Here is a 17,311-nt window from a genome sequence, read left to right as displayed (position 1 = left end):
AGACATGACGCAATCCAGCCCACCTTCCCCTTCCTTGCCGAAAGCCCTCGGCCACATCCGCGTGCTCGACCTCTCGCGCGTGCTGGCCGGCCCATGGTGCTCGCAGAACCTGGCCGACCTTGGCGCCGACGTGATCAAGATCGAGCGCCCCGGCGCCGGCGACGACACCCGCGCCTGGGGGCCGCCGTATGCGAAGGATGCGCAGGGTAACGATACGCTGGAGGCAGCCTATTACCTGTCGGCCAACCGCGGCAAGCGCTCGCTCACGGTCGATATCGCGAGCAGCGAAGGCCAGGCCCTGCTGCGCGAGCTGGTGCTGCATTGCGACGTGGTGCTCGAGAACTTCAAGGTCGGCCACCTCAAACGCTATGGCCTCGACTATGCATCGCTCAAGGCAATCAGGCCCGACCTGGTGTACTGCTCGATCACCGGCTTCGGCCAGGACGGCCCCTACGCCCACCGCGCCGGCTATGACTTCCTGATCCAGGGCATGGGCGGCCTGATGTCGGTCACCGGCGAGCGCGACGACCTGCCCGGCGGCGGTCCGCAAAAGGCCGGCGTCGCCCTCACCGACCTGATGACCGGCATGTATGCCACGGTGGCCGTGCTGGCCGCCCTCACCCATCGCGACCGCACGGGCGAAGGCCAGCACATCGACATGGCGCTGCTCGATACGCAGGTGGCGATGCTGGCCAATGTCGGCAGCAATTACCTCAACAGCGGCAAGCCGCCCAAGCGCTGGGGCAATGCCCATGCCAATATCGTGCCCTACCAGACCTTCGCCTGCGCGGACGGTCACCTGATCGTCGCCACCGGCAACGACGGCCAGTACCAGAAATTCGTCGAGGCCGGCGGCCGGCCGGACCTGGCGGGCGATCCGCGCTTCGCCACCAATCCGCTGCGCGTGCACAACCGCGAGCTGCTGGTGCCGCTGCTGTCCGAAATGGTCAAGCTGAAGAAACGCGACGAATGGATCGCGCTGCTGGAAGAAAAAGGCGTGCCCTGCGGGCCGATCAACGACGTCGGCGAAGTGTTCGCGAACGAGCAGGTGCAGGCGCGCGCGATGGCGATCGACCTGCCGCATCCGAGTGCGGGCCAGGTCAAGCTGGTGCGCAATCCGATCCGGATGTCGGCCACGCCGGCAACGAGCGGGATGGCCCCGCCCCTGCTGGGCCAGCACACGACGGAAGTACTGCGCGAGATGCTGGGCAGGAGCGAGGAAGAGATCGCGGCCTTGCGCGAACGGGGAATTGTCTGAAAGCTTAGTGCAGCTGGTGCTTCAGGTTCGATAGTTCGTCGTGCACGCGCACGATGACGGATTGCACTTGCGGTGACGGACGGGTCGAGGTGCAGACGCGCTTGGCCTCGTCGCCCATGGCTTCCAGGTCGTCGATGGCCTGGATCATGCTCGACTGGTCGTTCGACTGCATGACGCTTTGTGCGCGCCCGGCTTGCTCGGCGATCTTGTGGATGCAGTCGCGGATTTCGCTGGGGACGCTACCGTCACTCTGGCAGACCTGCTCGGCCTGGTTCACGACTTGCTGGACGCTTTTAAAGCGTTGCTGGATTTCGGCAGTTTGCAGCATGATGCCCTCCTGAAAAATGCGTGGAAAAATCCACTGGAGCCTTCCAGCTTAGGATGGATCCCCGGTTTATCAAGCATCGATTTCACCTGTTCCGCGGGACAATGACGGTGCGTTCCCATTAGCACTTTTATGTCACCGGCTGCGACAGCGCCGCGCGCAAGACGTCGACCAGCTCACGCACGCGCGGCACGTCCTGTTTCGCCTTTGGCCATACCACGTGCATCGTCAAGGCGGGCGTCGCATAGTCCGGCAGCACCTCGACCAGGCTGCCGTCCTTTAGATGGCGCTCGATCAGCCAGGTCGACATCTGGGCGATGCCGAGCCCCGCCACAGTCAGTCCAGCCTGGACTTCGGCGTCGCCAGTGACGATTCGCGCATCGAAAGCACGCTGCTCGACCAGGGCGTTGCCGCGCCGGATCAGCAAGGGACTGACGCGGCTATCGGCCTTGCCGTACATGATCACCGCATGTTCCACCAGGTCTTCGACCGAGGCCGGCTCGCCATGGGCCGCGAGATAGGATGGCGCCGCGCAGAACACCTTGCGGTCCTGGCCCAGAAGGCAATGCCCGAGCGCGGGCGACCAGGCCTCCGGGCTGCCGATGCGCACCGTCACATCGATGCCTTCTTCCTCGAGGTCGACATAGCGGTCGGTGAAGGACAGCACCGGCTTGATGCGCGGATAACGCTGCAGGAAAGCCGTCAATACCGGCAGCACGACCAGGCGCCCGTAGGTGGCCGGCAGGTCGACCCGCAACCGCCCGGCCAGCAGCTCGCCGTCGGTGTGCAAGGCATGCTCGGCTTCCTCGAGCTCGCCCAGCACCCGGGTGCAGGCGGCCAGGAAGCGGGTTCCGGCGTCGGTCAGCGCCAGCCGGCGCGTGCTGCGCTCGAACAGGCGCGCGTCCAGGCGTGCCTCGAGGCGGGCGATGGCCTTGCCGACGGCCGAGCCGGTCAGGTGCAGGCGCTCGGCTGCGCGGATGAAGCTGCCGGCCTGCGCCACGGCCACGAAGACATCCACCCCTTTCAGGCGTTCACTGTTTTGCATGATCGATTGCGGAATAATATTCCGCCAAGTATAGAAAAAATGCCCGAGATAGGAAATGATATTTCAAATAGGATGGCAACCCGCTTAATCCCAATAAGAACATCATGTCCCAATCACCCTCCGCGCTCGCGCAGCCGGCCCCGGCATCCTCATCGTCCGGCGCGCTGTCGATATTGATCCTGGCGGTCGCCGCCTTCGTCATCGTCACCACCGAATTCCTGATCGTCGGCCTCCTGCCGGCCTTGTCGCGCGACCTCGGCATCTCGATCTCGCTTGCCGGCCAGCTGGTGACCCTGTTCGCCTTCACCGTGATGCTGTTCGGTCCACCGCTGACGGCCTGGCTGTCGCACCTGGACCGCAAGGCGCTGTTCATCGGCGTGCTGGTCGTGTTCGCGCTGTCCAATGCCCTGGCCGCGCTGGCGCCCAATATCTGGGTGCTGGCGCTGGCGCGCTTCATTCCGGCGCTGGCGCTGCCGGTGTTCTGGGGCACCGCCAGCGAGACCGCGGCCGAACTGGCCGGCCCCGACAAGGCCGGGCAAGGCGTGGCGCGGGTCTACCTGGGCATCTCGGCTGCCCTTCTGTTCGGCATCCCGCTCGGCACCATCGCCGCCAACAGCATCGGCTGGCGCAACGCGTTCTGGATCCTGGCCGCCCTGTCGCTGGCGATGGCGCTCGCACTGCTGTTCCTGATGCCGGCGGTGGCGCGCGCCAAGCGCGTGGACTTCCGTTCCCAGGCGCGCCTGTTCCGCGAGCCCTACTTCTTGGCCAACGTCGGCCTGTCGATCCTGGTATTTACGGCCATGTTCGCCGCCTACACCTACCTGGCCGACATCCTCGAGCGGGTGGCCGGCGTGGCGCCGCTGGACGTCGGCTGGTGGCTGATGGGCTTCGGCGCGATCGGCCTGATCGGCAACTGGGCGGGCGGCAAGGTGGTCGACCGCGCACCACTGAAGGCCACGGCGCTGTTCTCGGGCCTCCTGGCGTTGGCGATGGCGCTGGCGGTGCCCGCCGCCGGCTCGACGATCCTGTTCTGCGCGGTGCTGGCGCTGTGGGGCATCGCGTACACGGCGCTGTTCCCGATCTGCCAGGTACGGGTGATGAAATCGGCCACCCACTCGCAGGCGCTGGCCGGCACCACCAATGTATCGGCCGCGAATGCCGGCATCGGCATTGGCGCCATGCTGGGCGGCGCGGCGATTCCGCTGCTTGGCCTGGACAAGATCGGCTATATCGCGGCGGGCTTCGCGTTGCTGGCCGTGCTGCTGGCGCCGCTGGTGGCGCGCCTGCGCCGGAGTTAATGCATCTCCACCACGTGACGGCATGCCCGCCGGCACGAATTACGTGACTTCCCCCACGCCGCACACCTTGTGAAAATATTTTTTTCACAAGGTGCATCCATTCCTGCATCTGGCGAGTAGTACAAGCGCCAACATTGCAGGCCGACCCGGCCGCGATGCGCTCCTAACGAATTCAAACAAGCAATTCTTACTGAGGACACATCATGACCCAACCACAATTCGCCAAACTCGTTCTCGTTTCCTCGATCGCCCTGGCCCTGGCCGCCTGCGGCAGCAGCAGCGACGACCACCACTCCGACACGACGCCGACCACCCCGCCGCCGCCGGCCGCGACGGTCGGCGACGTGGTCGCCCTGACCGCCAGCAACCGCCTGGTCTCGTTCGACCGCGCCACGCCGGGTACCATCCGCAGCAACGTCCTGGTGACGGGCCTGCAGAGCGGCGAGAACCTGGTCGGCATCGACGTGCGTCCGGCCGACGGCATGCTGTACGGCGTCGGCTCGACCGGCCGTCTGTATACGCTGGACGCCGCCACCGGCGCCGCCACCAATAAATCGCGCCTCGTCGCCGATGCCGCCGACACCACGGAGCCGTTCACCGCCCTGGCCGGCGCCAGCTTCGGTGTCGACTTCAACCCGATGGCCGACCGCCTGCGCATCGTCAGCAACACCGGCCAGAGCCTGCGCATCAACGTCGACACCGGCGCCACGACCACCGACGGCAGCATCAACGGCGGCGCCGCCAACACCGCGATCTCGGCCTCGGCGTATACCAATTCGCTCGCCGGCACCGGCTCGACCACGCTGTATGGCATCGACAGCGCCAATTCGACCCTGTACACCCAGAACCCGCCGAACGACGGCACCTTGGCCAAGCCGGTGCCGCTGGGCGTCACCATCGGCGCGGCGAACGGCTTCGACATCGATGCGCGCACGAATATGGGTTATATGGTCGCCACCGTCGGCGGAGCACGCAATCTATATGGCGTGAACCTGGCCGCCACCAGCGCCCCGACCAACCTGATCGGCGCACTCGGCGTGACCGAAGACATCCGCGGCATCGCGCTGCGCGGCGCCACGGCGCCGGTCCTGCTGGGTCTCTCGGACGACAATCGCCTGCTGGGCTTCAAGGTCGCTTCGCCCAACACCATCGACACCAATGTCGCCATCACCGGCCTGGCGGGCGGCGAAACCCTGGTCGGCATCGACGTGCGGCCGAAGGACGGCATGCTGTACGGCCTGACCTCGACCGCGCGCCTGGTCACCATCGATCCGGCCACCGGCGCCGCCACCGTCAAGGCGACGCTCAGCGCCGACGCCACCGACACGACCGCGCCCTACACTGCCATGCAGGGAACGTCGTATGCGGTCGACTTCAACCCGGCCGCTGATCGCCTGCGCGTGATCAGCGACAGCGGCCAGAGCTTGCGCATCAACGTCGACACCGGCGCCACCACCACTGACGGCAATATTAACCGCGCCGGCGTGGCGCCACGCGTCGTGGCCGCCGCCTACACCAACAGCATCCCGAATGCGGCCTCGACCCAGCTGTTCGACGTCGATGGCGCGAGTTCGGTGCTGGCGCTGCAGAATCCGCCGAACGACGGCACGCTGGTCAACGTCGGCGCGCTGGGCGTGACGGTGGCGGGCGCGGCCGCCATGGACATCGGTGGCGGCGAAAATGGCCTGGTGCTGGCGGCGCTGCGCACCGCGGCCGGCGGCCCGAGCTCGCTGTACCGGGTCAACCTGACGACCGGTGCGGCAACCCTGGTCAATGGCGTGGCAACGCCGGCGACGTCGGTGATCGGCAGCAGTAGCGGCAACGGCGGGCCAGGCGTGCGCGACATCGCGATCTGGCTGCGCTGATAGGAGATGGGTGGCGGCATGCGGGCTGCCACCCGGTCTTCTATATCCTGACCGCGCGCCCGATATAGAGTATGGGCCCGGTCGGACGGCCGATCGGTGATCCGGCGGCCGGTTCCAATGTGATTTCGAACAGCTGGTTCGGCACCACCTTCGGCAGGTTGGCGAGCTTGACCTCGACCGACTCTCCCGGCTTGACCAGGCCCAGCGAGACCGGACCTTCCCAGTCGTCAGCCTTGGTCCACAGCTGCAGCGCACGATCGGCCGGCACCTCGGTCGTGACCAGCGGGTCCAGGCGCAGCGTGTCGTCGGCCACCAGCTCCAGCACCCAGCCCGGCCCCGCGTTCTGCGGCGCGGCCAGCACCACCATATAGCGCGATTGCTCGACCTCGAACTGGCGCACGCCGACCACGGCGGCCATGATCGCGGCGGCCGCGAAGCCGCCGGCGGCCAGGGCGCGCCACAGGCCCAGGCGTTCCCACCAGCCCGGACGGACGGCTGCCGCTGCGGTCACTGGCCCCAGGCTACGCTCGATGCGCGGCCACAGGGCGCCTGACGGCGCCTCCGGCGCGACCAGCGCGTTCAGGGGCATCAGCCGTTCTTCCCAGTAGGCGACGGCGGCGCGCAGCGTGGCGTCGTTCGGCAGCATGGCATCCACCTCGCGGCGCCGTTTGCGCGACAGCGTGCCCAGCACGTATTCGCCGGCCAGCTCGTAGGGGTCGTGGGTCGGATTCATACCATGCACTCCCGCAGCGCGCTCATGCCGCGCTTGATCCAGGCCTTGACCGTCCCCAGCGGCGACTTGAGGCGTTCGGCGATCTCGCTGTGCGAGAAGCCGTCGACATAGGCATGCAGGATGCTGTTGCGTTTGGCGACGTCGAGGCGGTTCAGGCAGTCGTGCAGGCGCCCCATGTCCTGGCGCAGTTCGAATGCGTCCTGCATGCCGGGATCGAAGGTATCCGTGCCCAGGGCATCGAACGCTTCCTCGTCGACGTTGATTTCGCGGGCGCCATCGCGCACCGCGTCGAGCGCCGCGTGGCGCACCACGGTGTACATCCAGCCGCGGCCCGAGCCACGGGTGGCGTCGAAGCCGGCGGCGCGGGTCCAGATGCTCACGAAGGCGTCGTGCAGCACATCTTCGGCCGCCTGGCGTTCGCGCACGATGCGCAGGGCGACGCCCAGCAGGCGCGGGCTTTCCTGGTCGTACAGGCGGCGCAGGGCTTGCCGGTCGCCGCGCGCGCAGGCGGCGAGGTGCGCTTCATAGTCGAAGTGGTCGGGTGCAGTCGTCATTACGGGCCGTTCTCGGGTGGATGGTCCGGGACCTGCCGGCTCCCGATGAGCGGCAATTATAGTTGGGCAGGTGAAAGTGGCTTGCACGCTTGCGCGTCAGTGGACCTTCGCCGCCCCGCCGTCGCCCTGGCGCTGGCGGTCGAGCGCCTGGCCGACGCTGATCGCCAGCTCGGCCAGCTGGAAGGGTTTGCGCAGCACCACGCCGTCGCCGATCACCTGCTCGATCGCCTTCATGTCGGCGTAGCCAGTGGCGATGATCGTCGGCAGGCCGGGGAACATCGCGCGCGTGCGCTGCACCAGTTCGGCGCCCGTCATGCCCGGCATCAGGTAGTCGGTGATGAGCAGGTCGGGCCGCTCGGCGTGCAGCGCGCACAGGCCCGCCTCGCCGTCGGGCGCCTGGCGCACTGTGTGGCCGAGCGCTTCGAGCGAGGACACCATCGACTCGCGCACGAAGGCGTCGTCCTCGACGATCAGGATGCGCGCCGCCTGCCTCTCGGCCGGCATGCGCGCCGGCGGCGCCGGCTCGGCGTCTTCCTCGCCGCCCGCCGTGCGCAGCCAGATTTCCACCGTGGTGCCGACGCCCGGCTCGCTGAGGATGCGCGCGGCGCCGCCCGACTGCTGCGCCATGCCGTACACCTGGCTCAGGCCCAGGCCGGTGCCCTTAACGCCCTTGGTCGTGAAGAAGGGTTCGAACACCTTGGCCACCAGGTCGGGCGCCATGCCTTCGCCGCTGTCGGTGACGGCGATGCGCACATAGTCGCCCGGCGGCAGGAAGCCCGGCGATGGTTCGCCGCAGGCGGCGACGAACACCAGTTCGCCGCCATCCTGCATCGCGTCGCGCGCGTTGAGGGCCAGGTTCAGGAGCGCCATCTCCATCTGGTTGGCGTCGGCCAGCACCGGCGGACAGTCGGCGTCGACCTCGAAGCGCAGCCGGATGCGCGAACCGAGCGAGGTGGAGACCAGCTCGCGCACGCCGTCGAAAAGAAAGCCGATCTCGGTCTCGCGCAGGTCCAGGCTCTGGTTGCGGGCAAAGGCCAGCAGCTGGCGCGTGAGCTTGCCGCCGCGCTGGCAGGCCTTGCGCGCGATCTCCGCGCGGCCCTTGGCCACCTCGTCCTTCGACATCAGCAGGATCAGGTCCATGCTGCCCTGGACCACGTTGAGCAGGTTGTTGAAGTCGTGGGCGATGCCGCCGGTGAGTCGCCCCACCGCTTCCATCTTCTGGTACTGCGCCATCGCTTGCTGCACCCGTTCGCGCTCGATGATCTCGTTCATCAGGCGGTCGTTGGCCTGGGCCAGCGCGCGGGTGCGCTCCTCGATGCGCGACTCCAGCGTTTCGTTCAGCGCCACCAGCTCCTGGCGGCTGTGCTGCAGGCTGGCGGCGGTGCGCTCGCGGTCGGCCAGCACGTCGCGCGCCTGGTACTGGCGGCGCCGCGCGCGCAGCGCCGACACGGTGGCGCTGCGCAGGGTCTGGACGTTGAGCGGACGCTCGAGCAGGATCACATTGCCCAGGTCGCCCAGGCGCGCGCGCGCCGCACCCTGCTGCAGGCCGATCGTCTTGCCAAGCAATACGACAAAAGGAAAATCGGACCACGGCGCCTGGCGTCCCAGCCAGGCGTGCAATGTCGCGACGTCGACGCCGTGCAGGGCTTCCTCGGCCAGGATGGCGGCGCCCGCGCCCTCGGCGATGGCGCTTGCCAGGTCGGCGAAGTCGGTGGCGACCTCGCATCCGAGCCCGTCACGCTGCAGCACCGAGGCCATGACATCGGCATCGCGCCCGAGGGGCGCGAAAATCAGTATCCGTTCTTCGTGCGGGCTACTCCGGTGCATGCACGGCCTGCGCCATCAGCGGCGTGTCCCCACGGTAGGTTGGCATACCCGACAATACGCCCTCGAACCCGTCCAGCGGCGCGCCGATGACCACCCCGCCCTGGCCCAGCAGCAGCTCGTGGATGGTCGTGGCATGCTCGGTGGTACGGCTCTTGATCACGCTGATCGCGCGCCGCACCTTGCCGCCCGCCTCGAAGAAACGCAGCAGCACCGTGCTGTCGCTCAGGTAGCTCAGGTCGACGTCGGTGCGCGCATCGGCCATCAGGCCGTGCTGGCCGAGGATCATCATCGTGGTCACGCCCTGCTGGTTCAGGTAGGACAGCAGTTCGTGCATCTGCAGGATCAGGAAGTGCTCGCCCGGCATCGCCTGCAGATAGGCGTTCAGGCTGTCGATGACGATGAAGCGGCTGCGGCGCCGGTCGACCGCGTCGCGCAGCTTCTGGGCGAATTCGCCGGGAGACAGCTCGGCCGGATCGAAGTGGTCGATGGTGAGCTGGCCATTGTCGAGATAGGGACGCAGGTCGAGGCCGAGCTGGGTGCTGCGGGCGAAGAAGGTGCCGAGCCCTTCGTCGAACAGGTAATACGATGCCTTCTCGCCGCGCTCCAGCGCCGACAGCAGGCAGCCCGTCGACAGTGTCGTCTTGCCGATGCCGGACGGCCCCACCAGCAGGGTATTCGTGCCACGCACCAGTCCGCCGCCGAGCAGCGCATCGAGGTCGTCCGAACCGCTGGAGTCGACCTGCGGCGAGAAATCGCGTACGTGTTCGGCGGCGACCAGGCGCGGATACATCACGATGCCGCCGGTGTCGAGCGTGTAGTCGTGGAAGCCGCCCCGGAAGCGGATGCCGCGCATCTTGATGACGTTGACCCGGCGCCGCTCCTTGCCGTACTCCCTAGTGATCTGCTCCAGGCTGATCACGCCATGGGCCAGGCTGTGCAGGTGCTGGTCGGATTCGGCGGTCTTGTCGTCGAGCAGCAGCACGGTGCAGTCGCGTGCCGAGAAGAACTGCTTGAGCGCCAGGATCTGGCGCCGGTAGCGCAGCGGGTTCTGGGCCAGCAGGCGCACCTCGGACAGGCTGTCGAACACGATGCGCAACGGCCGCAGGGCGTCGACCTGGTCCATCACCTTGCGCGTGGTTTCACCCAGCTCGATTTCGGAAGGATGGAACACCGACTGCTGCGAGTCGGGGTCGAGGTCGTCGTCGCCGGCCAGTTCGACAATCGCCAGGGCGCCCAGGTCCCAGCCATGGCTGCGGCCTACCGCGAGCAGCTCGTCGGTGGTCTCGGACAGCGTGATGTACATGCCGCTCTCGCCCCGGGCGACGCCGTCGAGCAGGAATTGCAGGCCGAGGGTGGTCTTGCCGGCGCCGGGCGAACCCTCGACCAGGTACAGGCGTTTTGGCGTCAGGCCACCACCCAGGATGTCGTCCAGACCGGGAATGCCGGTCGAAGTGCGGTCGTTCATGAAATGCAGCCCTGGCTGTAGGCCGGTCCACGCGCATCCGGGCCTTCGCACAAGGACGGGATGGGGATGGCCTGGATGGAAAGTGTCGCGCGCGGTGCAGCCGCGGAACAACGGATATTGCTGGGATTATATCTCTATCGAGGCGGGGCCGGGACAGCGCAGCGCCAACCGTGCTACACTATCACTTGTGCGGCATCGATCAAGCCTCTTGCGCTCGCGCGATGGGCTGGCGACACGAGATTGCCTCTGGTAATTCCTGATTCCGTCCCCATATCGTGTTCCGGCGGACGAATACTGCGCCAGCAGCGCAGCCCTGAAGCGCGACGCGGAACGCGGGCCGTCGCACCCAACGAAGTAACCGTCATACCTGACATCGAATTGAAGCCAGCCGCGTGTGCGGGCTTTCTCATTCCCCGGCATGGCGCCTGCGCCGCGCCGCCCCGGTCACCTTACGTAGCCCGCTTGCGCGGGCCGTCTCACCCGCCGGCCCGGGCGCCTTTGCGCCAGGCCGGCCAGATATACTCGTATTCAAACTAACAGGAGCCCAATCATGGCAAAAGAAGAACTCATCGAAATGAATGGCGTCGTCTCTGAAGTGCTGCCCGATTCGCGTTATCGCGTCGATTGCGAAAACGGCCACAAGCTGATCGCCTACACTTCCGGCAAGATGCGCAAGAACCACATCCGCATCATCGCCGGCGACCAGGTCAGCCTGGAACTGTCGCCCTACGACCTGAGCAAGGGCCGCATCACCTTCCGCCACCTCGGCAAGACCGGCACCGGCCCGCGTCCTCCGGTGAACCGCGCGGCACGCCGCTGATCGGCGCCAGCACTCATCGGTAAGCAACGCCACGCCCAGCGTGGCGTTTTCATTTGTGCGCGCACTGTCAGGGTTACGCGCTTGCTTCCACCCTACCTGCCGCTGACGGCGACCGGCGCCAGCGTGCGCAGGCGCAGCGCGATCAGCAGGCCGATGCCCAGGATCGCGCCCAGCAGCGCCACCACCCCGGGCCAGGCCCAGTGCTCGTATACATAGCCGGTGAACCACCCCACCACGCTCGAGCCGAGATAATAGAAGAACAGGTAGATACCCGAGGCCAGCGCCTGCGGCGGCTGGGCGCGCCGTCCGACCCAGCTGCTGGCCACCGAATGGGCGGCGAAGAAGCCGAACGTTGCCAGGCCCACGCCCAGCACCACCGCAATCACCGAATCGACCAGCGTCACCAGCAAGCCGGCGATCATCACCCCCATCACCAGCCACAGCACGTTGCGCCGGCCCAGGCGGTCGGCCAGCTTGCCGGCCCACATCGAGCTGAAGATGCCCAGCAGGTAGAGCAGCGACAGCAGCCCGACCGCGCTCTGGCGCAGCCCGAACGGCGGCGCCAGCAGGCGGTAGCCGATGTAGTTATAGAGGCTGACGAAGGCCCCCATCAGCAGGAACGGCAGCGCGAACAACCAGGGCAGGCCCGGGTCGCGCAAATGGATGCGCAGGCCGTCGACGAAACCGGGCCCACGCGCCGGCAGCGCGCCGCCATGGCGCGACGGCGGCAGGCTGCGCGAGAATTCCCAGGCCGCGTACAGCCCGGCCGCGCCGAGCAGGCCCACCGCCACGCGCCAGGACGCGACATCGCTGATGAAGGCCGAGATCACTCGCCCGCTCATGCCGCCGAAGGCGCTGCCGCTGATGTACATGCCCATCGACAGGCCGAGCGAGGTCGGCTCGATCTCGTCGCTCAGGTAGGCCATGGCCACGGCCGGCAAGCCGCCCAGCATCAGGCCCATCAGGCCGCGTACGGCGACCAGTTGCGTGTAGTTGGCGGCGAAGGCGCAGACCAGGGTCAGCACCGCGCCGCTGATCATCGAGGCCACCATCACCGGCTTGCGGCCGAAGCGCTCGGCCACGCTGGAAGAACCCAGCAGCGCGAGCGCCAGGGTGGCGGTGGACACCGACAGCACCAGGCTGCTCTGGGCCGGCGACAGCCGGAAGTCATGACCAAGCAGCGGCATCAGCGGCTGGACGCAGTACAGCAGCGCGAAGATGGAAAAGCCCCCGAACGCCATCGCGCGGTTGATGCGCCGGAAGGCCGGGCTACCGGCGGCGATGCGTGCGCCGGGGGTGCTCATGCAGGCGTGCTCAAGGATATTCCGGGTCCACTTCGGAACCGGCGTAGTTCTCCAGCTCGGTCATCAGCTGGGCGATCGTCGCCTTCGTGCCGATCTGTTCCAGCACCGTGCAATGCTTGCGGTAGATGTCGATGCGTTCGGCGACGACGGCCTGGTGGGCCGGCGGGATGCGCGCCAGGAACTCGGCCCAGCCTTGCTCGAAGTCCGGCTGGTGCTTGCGCAGCGCCTTCACGAAGCGCTCGAACTCGCTCTGTCCGGTGCGCGCCGTGATGCGCGCGCCACCCTCGGCCGCGAAGATGATGGCCAGCGCGATCACGCCCTCCGAGTTCAGGTCGGGATCCTTGACCGGGCCCTCGTAGTGGTTCTTGCGCAGCCACTCGGCGGCCTTGACGGTCGCCTGGACCTGCTGGCGCTGCTGGACCTGGCCCAGGAAGCGCTCGTAGCCCGACCACGATTCGCCCGGATCGGCGGTGCAGATGTCGACGAACAGCTCCTTCAGGCGCCGCTGGGCGTACACCGGATCGTTGTCGTACTCGCTCACCAGGCTGTCCTCGGGCAGCGCGGCCAGCTCGCGGATCATGCGGAAACCGGCCTGGAAGGCGTGTTCGGCGCCCTCCCCCACCAGGATGTCGAGCGCGTCCAGGTCGCCCTCGTCCACGCTCTGGATCAGGTGCTCGAGGCCCAAGGACACCCCGCCCACGGTCAGCAGCAGCGCGCGCGCGATCCCTTCGGCGGTGCGGTCGTTGGTGAACTTCTCGGCCACCATCGCGGTGATCCCGGACAGCTCGTCGGCCAGGATCGCCGCTTCTTCCGGCGTGGCTTCGCCCGGCAGCAGCCTGATCGCGCGGATCAGGCGCGGCGGTTGTTCGATGACGATGGCTGGCAGCATATAAGCGGCGGCTCCCGTCACGAGAAGATGTCCGAGCCCATGCTGCGGCGCGGGCTGCGGCGCGGCATGCTGCGCACCGACGGCACCTGCTTGCGCAGGCGCAGCAGGAGGTCGCGGGTCGAGCGCTGCATGAATTCGGACTCTTCGTCCGGATCGTCGGGCAGCTCGATCTCGGCCATCTCGGCGCTGTGGCGGAATTCCGGGAACAGCTCGAGCAGCGAACGCTCCCAGCCGTCTTCGGTGGCCTTGGCCAGGTCGACCGCCAGCGGCACGATGTCGCTGTCGGCGCTGGTCTGGCCGCTGACGTAGCGGCCTTTCGACAGGATCTCGCCCGCCACTTCCAGGATTTCCTTCGGCGCCAGCGACCACAGGATGGCGAACACCGTCGCGCCATGGTCGGTGGCGGATGCCGCCTCGAGCAGCTCGTTGCGGCGCTCTTCGTCGTCCTGGGCGTAGACCACGCCGTGCACGTGGTTGAACAGGTTCTCGGCGATGCGCTCGGGATCGTCCTCGATCAGGTTGTCGGGCCAGGTGGCGGCGATGAAGGCCAGGCTGTCGGCCCAGGCCTTGGGCGGCACCAGCATGGTGGCCAGCGAAGTCTTGCCGCCATCGAAGCCCGACAGGTGCAGCGCGGTCACTTGCGGCGGCAGCTCGGTCAGGACCTGGGCCACGGCGTAGTCGCCATGCTCGTCGGCAGCCTTGGAGAACACCTCTTCGGCGTGCTCCAGCGAACCGGCCAGCACCAGCTCACCGACCTGGCTGACCAGGGCCGGCAGATTGGATTTGCTGCTCTCATCGCTCATCGCGGTCTCCTTCGTCGAACAGGCCGGTGAAGTCGTCGGTGGCGTCGCCGTTGTCGTCGACGTCGTCGCCGTCGTCGTTGCGGCCGAGCTGCTCGATCGACTGGTCCTCGTCATCCCAGCGGTTCTGGTTCTTGAACAGGAAGGCAGTGATGATGGCCTGGCGCGCCAGTTCCGGGTAATTGGCGGTCATGCCTTCATACATCGCCTTGCCGTCGTCGCCATTGCACTCGGCCATGGCGAACACGCGCGCCGGGTCGCCGTCGGCGTAGTCGGCCGCTTCGCGCATCAGGCCCTTCGGATCCAGGAAGCGGATCTTGTCGACCAGGGCGAACGCCATCATATTGACGTCGTCGATGCCGCCGCCGTCGGCGTATTCGGACACCAGCGCGCCGACCATCATGTCGTAGTTCTTGCGGTTGGGCGGGTCGCCCAGGGTGCCCTCGATCTGGCCTTCCAGCTCACGCGACTGGAAGGAGAATTCGGGATGTACGTTCTTCATGTTCTATCCTGTTGATGGGACGCGGCGGCTCGGCCGCATCCAGTGTTGCCGTAGTGCCGGGTCAATTGGCCGGCAGGTTTACGCCGTTGAGCGCGAACAGCGAGCGCCACAACTCGAAGGCCTCGGCCTCGGCATCCAGCACGATGCGGTGGTTCACGCTCTGGTTGTATTCATCGCGTTTGGCGCGGTCCGAGAGGATCTCGTAGGCCTTGGTGACGGCCTTGAAACGCGCTTCCGCGCCGGGCGCCTGGTTGCGGTCCGGGTGGTAGCGCATGGCCAGCGAGCGGTAGACTTTCTTGATCTCGTCGTCGGTGGCGTTCGGCGCGACGCCGAGGATCGCATATAAATTTTCCAACAGAAACTCTCCCGGCAACTATCTTAAAATACGGTAAACAGAGATTATCCTATAGAAAACGCCGGACGTGGCGCGAGCGCCCATGTCCGCCTCGCGACGCGGGCAACCTCAGCCGCCTCCGGGTACGGTAAAATGCCCCCCAACTTACCCTTCCAGAACTATTTCATGAGCAACGACAAGAATACCCCGGCGCCGGGCAATGCACCGTCGTCGAACTTCGTCCGTGCGATCGTCGAATCCGACCTGGCCGCCGGCACGCACAAACGTGATGGTTTACCCCCGGTCATTACCCGCTTCCCGCCGGAGCCGAACGGCTACCTGCACATCGGCCACGCGAAATCGATCTGCCTGAACTTCGGCCTGGCGCGCGACTACGCCGGCCTGTGCCACCTCCGCTTCGACGACACCAATCCGGAGAAGGAAGACCAGGAATACGTCGACACCATCATGGATAGCGTCAAGTGGCTCGGCTTCTCGTGGGAGCGCGAGGGCCAGCAACACCTGTACTACGCCAGCGACTATTTCGAACAGCTGTACAAGATGGCCGAGTACCTGATCGAGAAGGGGTACGCCTACGTCGACAGCCAGAGCGCCGAAGACATGGCGAAAAACCGCGGCAATTTCGGCACGCCGGGCACCAACTCGCCGTTCCGCGACCGCCCGGCCGCGGAATCGCTGCAGTTGTTCCGCGACATGCGGGCCGGCAAGTACAAGGATGGCGAACACATCCTGCGCGCCAAGATGAGCGAGGATGCGATGGCGTCCCCGGTCATGACCAACCGCGACCCGGCCCTGTACCGCATCCGCCATGCGCACCACCACCGCACGGGCGACGCCTGGTGCATCTACCCGATGTACGACTACACGCATCCGATCTCGGATGCGATCGAGAACATCACCCACTCGCTGTGCACGCTGGAATTCCAGGACCACCGTCCGTTCTACGACTGGCTGGTGGCGACCCTGGCCGAGGGCGGCTTCTTCAACAAGCCGGTGCCGCGCCAGTATGAATTCGCACGCCTGAACCTGACGTACGTTGTCACCTCCAAGCGCAAGCTGCGCGCGCTGGTCGACGACGGCACCGTGACCGGCTGGGACGACCCGCGCATGCCGACCATCGTCGGCCTGCGCCGCCGCGGCTACACGCCGGAATCGATCCAGCTGTTCTGCGAGCGCATCGGCGTCTCGAAGGCCGACGGCTGGATCGACATGGGCACGCTGGAAGGCGCGCTGCGCGACGACCTGGATCCGAAGGCGCCTCGAGCCATCGCCGTGCTGCGCCCGCTGAAACTGATCGTCGATAACTTCCCTGAAGGCGAGTCGGTGGAATGCTCGTCGCCGGTCCATCCGCACCATCCGGAAATGGGCAAGCGCACCTTCCCGTTCACGCGCGAGCTGTGGATCGAGCAGGAAGACTTCATGGAAACCCCGACCAAGGGTTACTTCCGCTTCACCCCGCCAGTGGGCGACCAGCCGGGCAGCCGCGTGCGCCTGAAGTACGGCTACGTGGTCGAGTGCACCGGCTTCGACAAGGATGCCGACGGTAAGGTTATCGCCGTGCACGTGAAGTACTTCGAGGATTCGAAGTCGGGCACGCCGGGCGCGGATAACTACAAGGTCAAGGGCAATATCACCTGGGTCAGCGCGGCAGGTGCGCTCGAAGCCGAGGTGCGCCTGTACGACCGCCTGTTTACCGATCCGCAACCGGACGCGGGCGGCAAGGACTTCAAGTCGGTGCTCAATCCGAACGCCCTGGAGACCATTACCGCCTATCTGGAACCGGGGTTGAAGGATGCCGTGGCAGACCAGCGCTTCCAGTTCGAGCGTCATGGCTACTTCGTGGCGGATCGCGTCGATTCGCAACCGGGCAAGCCGGTGTTCAATCGTGTGACCACGCTCAAGGATAGCTGGGGCAAGTAAGCCGGCCAATCGCCGACGCCACCACTTTCGTTAGCCGAAAAACGTCGTTCCCGCCCTCGCCGGGCGCCTTGGCGGGAACCCAAGTCCTTTTCGCTGCCGCTACGCGCGACGCGAGTGGTGCGATCAGAAACTTGGGTTCCCGCCTCCGCGGGAACGACGCTTCCACAAGCGGGGTCACAAGCGGGGTCACAAGCGGGGTCACATCTGACATTCGGACACGGCCTCAACAATGGCTTGGTTAATACGGCTGAGCTTGTGTCCGAATGTCAGACCTGAGGTGGTCCGGACTTTCTGGACAGTTATTTAGGCACACGGAATGCGGCTTCGACGGCGGCAGGCGTTTGATAGCCC

16 protein-coding genes are annotated in these 17,311 nt (G+C 66.6%); 5 read left to right on the top strand and 11 right to left on the bottom strand.

The genetic code is table 11. The features are described 5' to 3' along the window. Positions 1-4: 4 nt before the first annotated feature. Positions 5-1,258, top strand: a complete 1,254-nt coding sequence (locus tag SOM28_RS22575) for a CaiB/BaiF CoA transferase family protein (protein WP_123071355.1) — start codon at positions 5-7, stop codon at positions 1,256-1,258. Between the two features lie 4 nt (positions 1,259-1,262). Here SOM28_RS22575 and SOM28_RS22570 read toward each other — a convergent pair whose 3' ends face one another. Together SOM28_RS22570 and SOM28_RS22565 are read right to left on the bottom strand one after the other, a co-directional pair. Beyond that, positions 1,263-1,586: a hypothetical protein gene (locus SOM28_RS22570; protein WP_123071354.1), complete on the bottom strand. Its 324-nt coding sequence runs from the start codon at positions 1,584-1,586 to the stop codon at positions 1,263-1,265. A gap of 127 nt (positions 1,587-1,713) precedes the next feature. Continuing rightward, the gene (locus tag SOM28_RS22565; RefSeq protein WP_320469534.1) at positions 1,714-2,628 is read right to left on the bottom strand and encodes a LysR substrate-binding domain-containing protein; all 915 of its coding nucleotides are present in this window, start codon (positions 2,626-2,628) and stop codon (positions 1,714-1,716) included. 104 nt (positions 2,629-2,732) lie between these two features. Between SOM28_RS22565 and SOM28_RS22560 the strand changes: the two genes are divergently transcribed. After that, positions 2,733-3,926, top strand: a complete 1,194-nt coding sequence (locus SOM28_RS22560; protein ID WP_320469533.1) for an MFS transporter — start codon at positions 2,733-2,735, stop codon at positions 3,924-3,926. A gap of 203 nt (positions 3,927-4,129) precedes the next feature. Further along, entirely contained in the window at positions 4,130-5,791 is a 1,662-nt protein-coding gene (locus SOM28_RS22555; protein ID WP_320469532.1) for a DUF4394 domain-containing protein, read from the top strand. Between the two features lie 40 nt (positions 5,792-5,831). Here the strand turns inward: SOM28_RS22555 and SOM28_RS22550 are convergent, their stop codons facing one another. From SOM28_RS22550 to SOM28_RS22535, 4 genes are all read right to left on the bottom strand, one after another. Continuing rightward, positions 5,832-6,524, bottom strand: a complete 693-nt coding sequence (locus SOM28_RS22550; RefSeq protein WP_320469531.1) for an anti-sigma factor — start codon at positions 6,522-6,524, stop codon at positions 5,832-5,834. Beyond that, positions 6,521-7,078 (bottom strand): sigma-70 family RNA polymerase sigma factor, encoded by a 558-nt coding sequence (locus SOM28_RS22545; RefSeq protein WP_320469530.1) that lies wholly within the window; start codon positions 7,076-7,078, stop codon positions 6,521-6,523. Before SOM28_RS22545 ends, SOM28_RS22550 begins: the two co-directional genes overlap by 4 nt. Before the next feature lie 96 nt (positions 7,079-7,174). Then, complete coding sequence (locus SOM28_RS22540; RefSeq protein ID WP_123071348.1) at positions 7,175-8,905, bottom strand: response regulator; 1,731 nt, start codon at positions 8,903-8,905, stop codon at positions 7,175-7,177. After that, on the bottom strand, positions 8,892-10,370 hold the full coding sequence (locus SOM28_RS22535; protein WP_123071347.1) for an ATPase domain-containing protein: 1,479 nt from the start codon (positions 10,368-10,370) through the stop codon (positions 8,892-8,894). Before SOM28_RS22535 ends, SOM28_RS22540 begins: the two co-directional genes overlap by 14 nt. 550 nt (positions 10,371-10,920) lie before the next feature. On the opposite strand from SOM28_RS22535, the gene infA reads away from it, so the two are divergent. Next, positions 10,921-11,190: a translation initiation factor IF-1 gene (gene infA / locus SOM28_RS22530; RefSeq protein ID WP_123071346.1), complete on the top strand. Its 270-nt coding sequence runs from the start codon at positions 10,921-10,923 to the stop codon at positions 11,188-11,190. Between the two features lie 92 nt (positions 11,191-11,282). On the opposite strand, the gene SOM28_RS22525 is transcribed toward infA, so the two are convergent. The 5 genes from SOM28_RS22525 to SOM28_RS22505 all read right to left on the bottom strand — a co-directional run bounded on the left by SOM28_RS22525 (position 11,283) and on the right by SOM28_RS22505 (position 15,040). Continuing rightward, positions 11,283-12,494 (bottom strand): MFS transporter, encoded by a 1,212-nt coding sequence (locus tag SOM28_RS22525; RefSeq protein ID WP_320469529.1) that lies wholly within the window; start codon positions 12,492-12,494, stop codon positions 11,283-11,285. Between the two features lie 10 nt (positions 12,495-12,504). Beyond that, positions 12,505-13,383, bottom strand: coding sequence for a hypothetical protein (locus SOM28_RS22520; protein ID WP_320469528.1), 879 nt, complete (start codon positions 13,381-13,383; stop codon positions 12,505-12,507). Between the two features lie 17 nt (positions 13,384-13,400). Next, entirely contained in the window at positions 13,401-14,186 is a 786-nt protein-coding gene (locus SOM28_RS22515; RefSeq protein ID WP_123071343.1) for a hypothetical protein, read from the bottom strand. Beyond that, a complete protein-coding gene (locus SOM28_RS22510) occupies positions 14,176-14,685 on the bottom strand; it encodes a hypothetical protein (protein WP_320469527.1) in 510 nt (169 codons plus the stop codon). The genes SOM28_RS22515 and SOM28_RS22510 overlap by 11 nt, the downstream gene beginning before the upstream one ends. Positions 14,686-14,746: 61 nt before the next feature. Then, complete coding sequence (locus tag SOM28_RS22505; protein ID WP_320469526.1) at positions 14,747-15,040, bottom strand: DnaJ domain-containing protein; 294 nt, start codon at positions 15,038-15,040, stop codon at positions 14,747-14,749. 165 nt (positions 15,041-15,205) lie between these two features. Between SOM28_RS22505 and SOM28_RS22500 the strand changes: the two genes are divergently transcribed. Then, a complete protein-coding gene (locus SOM28_RS22500; protein WP_123071340.1) occupies positions 15,206-16,960 on the top strand; it encodes a glutamine--tRNA ligase/YqeY domain fusion protein in 1,755 nt (584 codons plus the stop codon). Positions 16,961-17,311: the final 351 nt, after the last annotated feature.

Origin of the sequence: Massilia sp. CFBP9026, assembly GCF_034045165.1 — a bacterium.
Classification (GTDB): domain Bacteria; phylum Pseudomonadota; class Gammaproteobacteria; order Burkholderiales; family Burkholderiaceae_D; genus Telluria; species Telluria arenae.
Note: the sequence above shows the minus strand (reverse complement) of the source record. Positions and strands in the feature narration are given on the sequence as shown.